We start from the raw sequence: 8,137 nt of genomic DNA on the forward strand, positions 1-8,137 counted from the left end.
CGCCATGCCTGGCGCACAACGAAAAAGGCGGCCCATGGGCCGCCTTCGGTGTTTGCTTGAACGAGTATCAGCTCAGCACCATCACCGCTTCCATCTCAACCGGGACACCCTTGGGCAACGCCGCGACACCCACGGCGGCACGCGCCGGGTACGGCTCCTGAAAATAGGTGGCCATGATTTCGTTCACCGTTGCAAAGTTGCTCAGATCCGTCATGTAGATGTTGAGCTTAACGATATCCTTGAGCTCGCCGCCACTGGCCTCGCAGACGGCTTTAAGGTTTTCGAACACCTGGCGGGTCTTGGCGGCGAAATCACCCGCGACCACTTCCATGGTTTCCGGCACCAGCGGAATCTGCCCCGACAGGTACACGGTGTCCCCGGCTTTCACTGCCTGGGAGTATGTGCCGATGGCCTGTGGCGCGTTATCAGTCTGTATTACGGATTTGTTGGTCATGACCTTGGGGTCCTCTTTATCAAAACGCCAATCCTCACCTCTGGGTGGCAGGCGTGTCAACAGGCCAAACGTAGCGGCTCTGGCCCGTTGCACCACGGTTGCGTCAGTGCCTTACCCGGTTGATATGGGTGACAGCGCGAATATTCCTGATCCGCCGCATCACCCTGGCAAGATGCCGGCGACCGTTCACATGCACCACAAGGCTGACAATGCCCAGCTTGGCGTTCTGCTCTTCCACGTTGATGCGCTCGATATTGCCATCCGCCATGGCAACTGCGTTGGCAAGCTCTGCAATGACCCCGCGCTGGCGCTCAAGCTCCACTCGAAGTTCAACGGAGAACTCGTTGGCAATGTCCTTGGCCCACTTCAGATGAGTGAGGCGCGCCCTGCCTTCATCGTCCTCTGGCAACCGTGAGCAGGTATCCGAGTGGATCACCATGCCATTGCCCGAGTCCATGGCACCGACCACCGGATCACCGGGAATCGGCTTGCAACAGCTGGCAAACCGAACCAGCAAGCCTTCGGTGCCACGAATGGTGACCGGGCTGTTATCGGCCTTGTCCATGATTGTCGCGGGTGCCACGTCCGATGCCTCATCGTCTATACTGCCGCTGACCAACTGGCGCGCCACGAGATAAGCCATGCGATTGCCCAGACCAATATCGCTGACCAGATCCTCGAAACTGTCCACCTGGTTGTGGCGGACCACCGCCTGGATCTGATGCTCGTTGATCTCGGACAGGCTGGTACCAAACCCTTTGAGGGATTTCTTCAACAGGGTTTTGCCCAGGTCCAGGGATTCGGCACGCTTCTGGTTCTTGAGCACATGACGAATACTGCTGCGAGCCTTACCGGTTACCACGAAACTGAGCCAGGCGGGATTAGGCCGTGCTCCGGGTGCGGTAATGATTTCAACGGTCTGGCCACTTTGCAGCGGCTGGCTCAGGGATCCGAGGTTGCGGTTGATACGGCAGGCCACGCAGGCATTACCGATGTCCGTATGAATGGCGTAGGCAAAGTCGACGGGGGTCGCTCCGCTGGGCAATTCCATGATTTTGCCCTTGGGCGTGAACACGTAGATCTCGTCCGGGAACAGGTCGACTTTCACGTGTTCGATGAATTCCAGGGAGTCGTCCGCGCGCTCACGCATCTCCATCAGGCCCTTCACCCAACGGTCCACCCGTGTCTGGTTGACGCTGGTCACACTGGAGGGCTCGTTCTTGTACATCCAGTGGGCCGCAATACCGTTGTTGGCGATGTGCTCCATTTCCTCGGTGCGGATCTGGATTTCAATATTCACATGCATGCCGAACAGAGTGGTGTGCAGGGACTGATAGCCATTGGCCTTGGGCATGGCAATGTAGTCCTTGAAACGGCCCGGCAGCGGCTTGTAGAGGCTGTGTACGGCGCCGAGGATGCGATAGCAATCGTCCTCGGTGTCGGTAATGATCCGGAAAGCGTACACATCCATGATTTCGTGGAAGGACTTCTGCTTGAACTTCATCTTGTTGTAGATGCTGTTCAAATGCTTTTCCCGGCCCAGGATGCGGCCGGGCAGGCTTCGCTCTTCCAGTTTCTCCTGCAATTTGCCACGGATATCGTCAATGATTTCCCGGTGGCTGCCCCGAAGCTTTGCGACCGCCTTGGAAATGTACTTTGACCGCATCGGGTACAGTGAAGAGAACCCCAGATCTTCCAGTTCGGTGCAAATGGAGTGCATACCCAGGCGATTGGCAATCGGGGCGTAGATATCCAGGGTTTCGTTGGCGATGCGCTGACGCTTCTCATAAGGCATCGGGCCCAGGGTGCGCATGTTGTGCAGGCGATCCGCCAGTTTGACCAGGATCACGCGGATATCCCGTGCCATGGCAAGCGTCATTTTCTGGAAGTTTTCGGCCTGGGCCTCGGCGCGGGAACGGAACTCAATCTGAGTGAGCTTGCTGACGCCGTCTACGAGTTCAGCCACATCCTCGCCAAACTGCTCCGACAGCGCATCCTTGGGGATGCCGGTATCTTCGATGACATCGTGGAGCATGGCCGCCATCAGGCTCTGGTGATCCAGTTTCAGGCCAGCAAGGATTCGAGCAACCGCCAGGGGATGGGTAATATAGCGATCGCCGCTTTTGCGCATCTGCCCTTCGTGGGCCTGTTCGGCATAATAGTAGGCTCTTCGCACCTGATTGATGCGATTGGTATCAAGATACGTGCTGAGTTCATTGGCCAGCACATCAACCGTTGCCTCTGCCGACACCGCGCCTCCGTGGGGATCATAAATGCCAGGGATAAAAAAACCCGAATGCAAGCATTCGGGTCCTTCCGACGTTCTTCCAGTCATGCCTATAGATACACTATAAAACCGCAAGAACAGATTTCAATGCTTTGGACGGGTAACCAGAAAATATTCCCGTCTTCGGCCACATTCAACCTTATTCGTCGTCATCCTCAGTGAGGAGATCGCGGGAGATCTTGCCTTCCGCGATTTCACGCAGGGCGATAACGGTAGGCTTGTCGTTCTCTTCGGCGACCAGCGGCTCGAAACCTTTGGTTGCGATCTGGCGGGCACGCTTGGTGGCCAGCATAACCAGCTGGAAGCGGTTATCAACGTGTTCAAGGCAATCTTCAACGGTAACTCGTGCCATAACTTCCCCGACAATAGCAAAATGACTGATTTCAGCAGACCGCGTAGTTTACTGCGGCCGGTTCAATTTGTATACAGGCAATGTGCGCCGATCAATGGCGCTCGGACAGCCTGACCAACAGCCCGGAATGCCTGACCTGCTGGGCCTGCATGCGCAGACGATGGCAACGAACAATCGCCAGCAGGTCGTCCAGCGCAGTGTCGAAATCATCGTTAACCACCAGATAATCGAATTCCACCGCGTGGCTGCACTCATCCGCCGCCTCATTGAGGCGACGCGCCACCACCTCCGGTGCGTCTGTACCCCGGCCGGTCAGGCGATCCTTTAACGCCTCCGGCGATGGCGGCACGATGAAAATGCTGACACAGTCTGGCATCAGGTGGCGGACCTGCTCCGCACCCTGCCAGTCAATTTCCAGGATCACATCCTGACCCGTGGCCAGTGTTTGTTTCACCCAGACCTGTGAGGTGCCGTAGTAGTTCCCGAAAACATCCGCATGCTCCAGAAAGTCACCGCGATTGATCATCGCCTCGAAGGCTTCTCGGCTGACGAAATGGTAGTTGACGCCATCCTGCTCACCCGTTCGTATAGGCCTGGTTGTATGGGACACGGAGACACCAAGCTTTTCGTCCTGCTTCAGCATTTGAGCCACCAGGCTGGTCTTACCTGCACCCGAGGGGGCGGAAATCACATACAGCGTGCCTTGTTCTGACTCCTGGCTCATGGGACTAACAACTCCGGGCATTGACGGGCTTTCAGTTGGCGCGGAACAACCCCGGCGCCACCACAATAACGAGGGCGGGATTATACGGCGTTTGCGCCGCCCCCGCATCCAAGTGAGGTTACTCCAGGTTCTGGACCTGCTCCCGCATTTGCTCTATCAACACTTTCAGGTCAACCGCTGCCCTTGTCACCCGGGCATCGATGCTTTTGCTGCTGAGCGTATTGGCCTCGCGGTTGAGCTCCTGCATCAGGAAATCCAAACGGCGACCGATGGCATCGTCGGACTGCAGAGTGTCCGAGACCTCGGTGATATGGGCTTCCAAGCGATCCAGCTCTTCGGCGACATCGCTTTTCTGGGCCAGCATCACCATTTCCTGGGCCACGCGATCCGGGTCAAGCTCCACCTTCGCCTGCTCAAAGCGGTTTTTCAGATGCTCTTCCTGGGCACGAATCAGTTCCGGCATTCGCTCCCGAACCTCAGTCACCCGCTCACCCATGGTGGTGAGCCTGTCTTCAAACAGCGGCCGCAGGCGTTCACCTTCCCGCTCCCTGACCGTCACCAATTCACTCACAGTACGCTCGAATAGTTCGCCAGCCGCTTTCCTGGCGGGGCCAAAATCCTGTTCAGTGGAGGCCAGCACTCCCGGCCAACGGAGTATATCCAGTGCGCTAATGTGGGCCGGGTTGTCCAGCATCCTGTTGATGTGGTTGGCCGCCTCATTGACAGCATTTGCCACATCCTCGTCGATCTCGAAGCCCTGGGTTGCCGATTCATTGGCCTGAAGACGAATGGCCACGTCTACCTTGCCGCGCCGCAATTGCTTGCGCAGTTGCTCACGGAAACTGTTCTCCAGCTCCCGGAGCGCTTCGGGCAAGCGAAAGGACGGCTCCAGGTACCGGTGGTTAACCGTGCGAATTTCACAGGTGAGCGTTCCCCAGTCTTCCTGGGTATCCTGGCGGGCGAAGGCCGTCATACTTCTGATCATGGTGACTCCACGTTTGCGAAGAAGCAGATTTCAAGTTTAGCAGGCTGGCCGCTCCAACATCGAACAGACGCCACAGACTGCGTGTTATACTCCGCAATCTTTCGACTTTGCAATCGACCGGGGATTCACCCCGGACACTCACCACTGATACCAGGAACAATTATGAGACCGAGCGGAAGAACGCCGGAACAATCCCGAGACATTCGCATCACCCGTCACTACACCCGCCACGCTGAGGGCTCCGTGCTGGTGGAATTTGGCGACACCAAGGTGATCTGCACCGCCTCTGTTGAAAACAAGGTCCCCCCTTTCCTGCGGGGCGAAGGCAAAGGCTGGATTACGGCCGAGTATGGCATGCTACCCCGTTCCACCGGCAGCCGCATGGGGCGGGAAGCTGCCCGCGGCAAGCAGGGCGGCCGCACCGTGGAAATCCAGCGCCTGATCGGCCGTTCCCTGCGCGCAGCGGTTGACCTGAGCGCCTTGGGCGAGCATTCCATCACCATCGACTGCGATGTCATCCAGGCCGACGGTGGCACCCGCACCGCTGCGATTACCGGTGGCTGCGTGGCGCTTGTGGATGCGCTGAACCATCTGGTGAAAGAAGGCCGGCTGAAAAAATCGCCGCTGAAGCAGATGATTGCAGCGTTTTCTGTGGGCGTTTACAAAGGCACACCGGTATTGGACCTGGATTACCCGGAGGATTCCGAGGCCGAAACCGACATGAACGTGATCATGACGGATCAGGGTGGTTTCATTGAAATTCAGGGGACGGCCGAGGGCGCGCCGTTTGAACAGGAAGAGCTGGACGGCATGTTGAAGCTGGCCAAGCTGGGTATTGGACAGCTGTTTGAGGCACAGAAAGCGGCTTTGGCTCAGTAGCCGTTAACTCCGAGGTTCGGCGGGCTTGGGAAGATGGGCCTTCCCGGACCGTCTCCGGCCAGGGACGGCCGGAGTCGAGCGCACAGGGATGTGCTTGTAGCGTGTCCGGGAAGGCCCATCTTCCCGAGACCGCTTACTCCAATCCTAGAAACCGATTCCGATGTCGTAATCCATGATCACCGGCGCGTGATCGGAGAAACGGGTACTGTCGTCAATCCAGCCATCCTGAATGGTCTTGCGGATACCCGGCGTCAGTAGCTGATAGTCCACCCGGATACCTGCGCTCTTGCGGGACCCTTCAGCCTGCTCTGGCCACCAGGTATACTGGTTGCTCTGCTTGTTGATATCGCGGAATGCATCAACACAGCCCATTTCATCAAACAAACGGTCCAGCCATGCCCGCTCATGGGGCAGGAAGCCGGAAAAATCCAGTTTGTGGTACAGCGGGCTGGCGTCAGTTACGTGATGGGCGGTTTGCAGGTTGGCGCAGAAAATAAACTGACGGCGCTTGCGCAGGGTTTTCTGCATATGGAGGCCAAAGGCTTCCATGAAGTCGTCCTTGTGATCCAGAACCGTCAGGTCGTCCTCGCCAATCAATTCTTCTTCGCGGCCAAGTGCGCAGGGAGAGAGAACGCAGGCGACAGATACCTTGTCAAAATCCGCCTGAATGAAACGGCCTTCGCGATCTGCCTGCTCATTGGCGAAACCGTACATAATGGCCTTCGGGAAATGGCGGGTATAGATACCAACGCCCCCATCCTCGTTACGCTCGCCATCAATAAAGTAGGCCTCATAGCCGTCCGGGATCAGGTTGAAATCCTCGACCTCGTAAGCCCGCATGCGGTGGTCCTGAACGCAAACCACGTCAGCGTCCTGCCTGGCTAGCCATTCAAAGAAACCTTTTTCAACAGCCTGGGCCAGACCGTTGACGCTGATTGTAACTACCCGCATACGTGTTCCCTGATTCGGTTTGTGTGTATGATACCGGTTTTACGCGTTAATTAAAGATCCAAACCCGCCAGAAGCCCTGTCATGCACGACTATCAGCAACAGTTCATTGAGTTCGCCATCCGCCGTAACGTACTCCGTTTCGGAGAATTTACGCTTAAATCCGGCCGCACCAGCCCCTATTTCTTCAATGCGGGGTTGTTCAATACCGGGGAGGATCTGCTTGAGTTAAGCAAGGCCTATGCCGCAGCACTCCAGCGTAGTGGGCTGGATTATGACATTATTTTCGGGCCTGCCTATAAGGGCATACCGTTGGCGACGGTCACCGCCATGGCCCTGGCCGCCGAGGGTAACAACAAACCATTCGCCTTCAACCGAAAAGAAAAGAAGGATCACGGCGAGGGTGGCAATATCGTGGGCGCCCCCCTGGAAGGCAAGGTTCTGATTGTTGATGACGTTATTACCGCTGGCACGGCTATCCGGGAATCCATGGAGCTGATCCGCACCTCAGGGGCGGAGCCTGCAGGCGTACTCATTGCCCTGGATCGCCAGGAGCGAGGCGCTGGCGAACTCTCCGCCATCCAGGAAGTCAAAGAGGAGTTCGGCATTCCTGTGGTCAGTATTATCAAGCTTGAGCAGGTGCTTGCCTACCTGCAAAGCAGGCCCGGCTTTTCAGAACATGCTGACAAAGTCGCCGCATATCGGGACGAGTACGGAGTCTGAATCCGGGCATGGTTTATCGTTCAGCTTTTGGTATGCTTCCTGACATACATTGTTTCAAGCGGAGCGCCAGTCTCTCACCATGAATCGTCTGACCAGGTTTTCAATCGCTGTATCTGCTGCGGCTGCGCTGATGTCTGCCTCTATCGTAGAGGCAAGGATGTATCGTTATACCGATGAAAACGGTCAGATTGTCATCAGCAGTACCATCCCCCAGGAAGCATCCAGACGGGGCTACGACATTCTCAGCAAGAACGGTCGGGTAATTGAAACGATCGATCCGGAACCCACCGAAGAGGAAATTGCCGCCAGGGAAGCCGAGGAAAAACGCCAGGCCGAAGCGGAACGACAGCGGGAGCTCGATCGCAAGCTTCTGGAGCGCTACAGCCACCCAGACGAAGCCGTGCGCGCCATGCACCGCAAGATACGTGAGCTGCAGGGGCTGAATCAGCTCAAGCGAGGCAACATTTCGGTGATCGTCAGCCAACTGGACAGCGAACAGAGCCGGGCTGCAGACCTGGAGCGATCCGGTCGCGACATCCCCGAAGCGACACTGGAAAAAATACGGCGACTGGAAGCCCAGATTCGTGACATCGAACGGGAAATCAACTCGCAGAACGCCAATATAAAAGCCCTGCGGGAACGTTTCGAAGCCGATATCGAACGGCTGGAAGAGATTACAGGCGAGGAAAGAACGCTTCCGCTGGACCCGGACGACCTGGAAGAATAATAAACCACACGACTCGAACAATCAGGCACAAAAAAGGTCACCTCACGGTGACCCAGAT

General features: G+C 56.9%; 9 protein-coding genes. 3 read left to right on the forward strand and 6 right to left on the reverse strand.

The window, feature by feature from the left end; all coding sequences use genetic code 11:
• Positions 1-67: 67 nt before the first annotated feature.
• The 5 genes from B2590_RS18280 to B2590_RS18300 form a co-directional block, all read right to left on the reverse strand.
• Positions 68-454, reverse strand: a complete 387-nt coding sequence (locus tag B2590_RS18280) for a RidA family protein (RefSeq protein ID WP_036205609.1) — start codon at positions 452-454, stop codon at positions 68-70.
• Between the two features lie 103 nt (positions 455-557).
• Positions 558-2,705: a RelA/SpoT family protein gene (locus B2590_RS18285; protein WP_036203176.1), complete on the reverse strand. Its 2,148-nt coding sequence runs from the start codon at positions 2,703-2,705 to the stop codon at positions 558-560.
• A gap of 175 nt (positions 2,706-2,880) precedes the next feature.
• On the reverse strand, positions 2,881-3,093 hold the full coding sequence (rpoZ, locus tag B2590_RS18290) for a DNA-directed RNA polymerase subunit omega (RefSeq protein ID WP_036203173.1): 213 nt from the start codon (positions 3,091-3,093) through the stop codon (positions 2,881-2,883).
• Between the two features lie 91 nt (positions 3,094-3,184).
• Complete coding sequence (gmk, locus tag B2590_RS18295) at positions 3,185-3,817, reverse strand: guanylate kinase (protein WP_075195033.1); 633 nt, start codon at positions 3,815-3,817, stop codon at positions 3,185-3,187.
• A 118-nt stretch (positions 3,818-3,935) separates the two neighbouring features.
• Positions 3,936-4,802 carry a YicC/YloC family endoribonuclease gene (locus tag B2590_RS18300; RefSeq protein ID WP_036203167.1) on the reverse strand — a complete coding sequence of 289 codons (867 nt, stop codon included), beginning with the start codon at positions 4,800-4,802 and terminating at the stop codon, positions 3,936-3,938.
• 162 nt (positions 4,803-4,964) lie between these two features.
• On the opposite strand from B2590_RS18300, the gene rph reads away from it, so the two are divergent.
• Entirely contained in the window at positions 4,965-5,681 is a 717-nt protein-coding gene (rph, locus tag B2590_RS18305; protein WP_085681672.1) for a ribonuclease PH, read from the forward strand.
• A 144-nt stretch (positions 5,682-5,825) separates the two neighbouring features.
• Here rph and B2590_RS18310 read toward each other — a convergent pair whose 3' ends face one another.
• Positions 5,826-6,632 carry an exodeoxyribonuclease III gene (locus tag B2590_RS18310; protein ID WP_036203162.1) on the reverse strand — a complete coding sequence of 269 codons (807 nt, stop codon included), beginning with the start codon at positions 6,630-6,632 and terminating at the stop codon, positions 5,826-5,828.
• Positions 6,633-6,713: 81 nt separating this feature from the next.
• Here B2590_RS18310 and pyrE point away from each other — a divergent pair, with 81 nt between their 5' ends.
• Together pyrE and B2590_RS18320 are read left to right on the forward strand one after the other, a co-directional pair.
• Positions 6,714-7,352, forward strand: coding sequence for an orotate phosphoribosyltransferase (gene pyrE / locus B2590_RS18315; protein WP_075195032.1), 639 nt, complete (start codon positions 6,714-6,716; stop codon positions 7,350-7,352).
• A 79-nt stretch (positions 7,353-7,431) separates the two neighbouring features.
• Positions 7,432-8,079: a DUF4124 domain-containing protein gene (locus B2590_RS18320; protein ID WP_036203157.1), complete on the forward strand. Its 648-nt coding sequence runs from the start codon at positions 7,432-7,434 to the stop codon at positions 8,077-8,079.
• Positions 8,080-8,137 lie beyond the last annotated feature (58 nt).

The sequence above is a fragment of the Marinobacter sp. UBA3604 genome (genome assembly GCF_002375325.1).
GTDB lineage: Bacteria > Pseudomonadota > Gammaproteobacteria > Pseudomonadales > Oleiphilaceae > Marinobacter > Marinobacter salarius.

What these genes read in the sequence shown, in the direction of transcription:
- B2590_RS18280 (WP_036205609.1), bottom strand. Translation starts at nt 454, where the DNA reads ATGACCAACAAATCCGTAATACAGACTGATAACGCGCCACAGGCCATC.
- rpoZ (WP_036203173.1), bottom strand. Translation starts at nt 3,093, where the DNA reads ATGGCACGAGTTACCGTTGAAGATTGCCTTGAACACGTTGATAACCGC.
- gmk (WP_075195033.1), bottom strand. Translation starts at nt 3,817, where the DNA reads ATGAGCCAGGAGTCAGAACAAGGCACGCTGTATGTGATTTCCGCCCCC.
- B2590_RS18300 (WP_036203167.1), bottom strand. Translation starts at nt 4,802, where the DNA reads ATGATCAGAAGTATGACGGCCTTCGCCCGCCAGGATACCCAGGAAGAC.
- rph (WP_085681672.1), top strand. Translation starts at nt 4,965, where the DNA reads ATGAGACCGAGCGGAAGAACGCCGGAACAATCCCGAGACATTCGCATC.
- B2590_RS18310 (WP_036203162.1), bottom strand. Translation starts at nt 6,632, where the DNA reads ATGCGGGTAGTTACAATCAGCGTCAACGGTCTGGCCCAGGCTGTTGAA.
- pyrE (WP_075195032.1), top strand. Translation starts at nt 6,714, where the DNA reads ATGCACGACTATCAGCAACAGTTCATTGAGTTCGCCATCCGCCGTAAC.
- B2590_RS18320 (WP_036203157.1), top strand. Translation starts at nt 7,432, where the DNA reads ATGAATCGTCTGACCAGGTTTTCAATCGCTGTATCTGCTGCGGCTGCG.